The sequence below is a fragment of the Aquimarina longa SW024 genome (assembly GCF_001401755.1).
Classification (GTDB): Bacteria; Bacteroidota; Bacteroidia; order Flavobacteriales; family Flavobacteriaceae; genus Aquimarina; species Aquimarina longa.
Genome location: NZ_AVQK01000088.1, coordinates 1 through 1414, shown reverse-complemented (window position 1 = coordinate 1414; position 1414 = coordinate 1). Strand labels below are relative to the sequence as shown.

The 1414-nt window shown below is 37.6% G+C and carries 2 protein-coding genes; both read right to left on the bottom strand.

Annotated features, from left to right (window positions below):
• Positions 1-302 (bottom strand): hypothetical protein (locus N456_RS09025; protein ID WP_148639272.1); only part of this gene is annotated, 302 nt, incomplete at its 3' end.
• Between the two features lie 2 nt (positions 303-304).
• On the bottom strand, positions 305-1414 hold a 1110-nt coding region (locus N456_RS09020), incomplete at its 5' end, for a phage baseplate assembly protein V (protein ID WP_205410266.1).

The following is a 1414-nucleotide window of genomic DNA, read 5'->3' as shown; positions in this document are numbered from 1 at the left end:
TTTCTTGGTCTACTAACATCTGTAGTATTAATATCTTCTATTACTGCATCATTACTAGCGATACCTGTATCGCTAGTTGCTTGTTGTTCCAAGGTCTGTTGTTCGGAGTTAGTTGATATTTCTTCAAACATTCCAGAAGGCGGTGGTTCTGGTGTTCCAAAAAATACGCCTTGCCCTCCTGTTTCATTAATACTAATGGCTGCATAGGTATTTATATTCTTGGCGTAGATATTAATATCATTCTTAGCGATAATAGATAGCGACCCTTTTGCGATTTTAACGATTCTTCCTTTTTTACCCATATCTAAAAAACGTTTCCTTGCTCTCCGCTGTTATTATTCACTTTTTGATCTGCTTGCTTGTTTACATTACCACTAGTACTTGCAATAGTAGCATCGGTACTAGATTGTAGGGATACTTGCTCTGCCTGACTTCTCATATTCTGAGATGCTGTTTCTATAATATTAGAAGCGGTAAGATTATAATTACCTGCTATCTGCTCTGTTTTGTTTTTACCTGCACTGACCTTAATATCTTCTGTTGCTCTAAATTCTATATTTTTAGCCATAAAGGTCATATTTTCTAACGCAGTAATATTGATATTGTTATTAGCGGTATCAATCTTAAAGGCATTTCCGTTTTTATCGGTTATCGTAATACTTTCTGCTCCTGCTGTATCGTCAAATTCTAACAAATGTTGGCTACGGGTTCTAATACTTTTTCTATTATTTAGATCAGCTTGTAATGTTGATGGGCTTGCTGTACCAGAATATAATGCGCCCATTACGAAAGCTTTTTCGGCATTAGAGCCTTCAAAACCGATTACGACCTCTTCTCCTTTTTCGGAAACAAAAAAGAAGCCTTTTTCTGCTCCTGCGTGGGGAGTCATCACCCGTATCCAAGGGGTTGTTGAACCGATTGTTTTTTGCCAAGGGAGTTGTACTTTTATTCTTCCTAGTCCTTCGGGATCATTATTATCTATAACTATCCCTGTGGTGATATCACTTTTAGGATATCGATTGAGATCCATATGTGGGTAGGTGTCAGAACTAGCTTCTACGGCGGTAAACTCATTGGTATATACTCCATCTTCTGTATTGGTATGGGTAATACTAATAATTCTATAACTCCCATAACCTTTTACTTTTATTATCGCTCCTAGTGCTACACTTGGGTTATCACTGCTCCCTCTGGCAATGACCTGTTTCATAGATTTAGCCTTAGTATACTGTTCTACCTGTTGGTCTAATCTATACTTTTGATTAGGGTCGGTAAGTAACGAATGTACTACCTGTGTGGTCTTATGATAGAGTTCTCTGGATTTATTATCCATAAACCCATGATACCCCTCTGAGGAGGTATTGATCTCTGTACTACTTTTTTTATGCAACGCTCCTGTAAGGTAATCACTGCT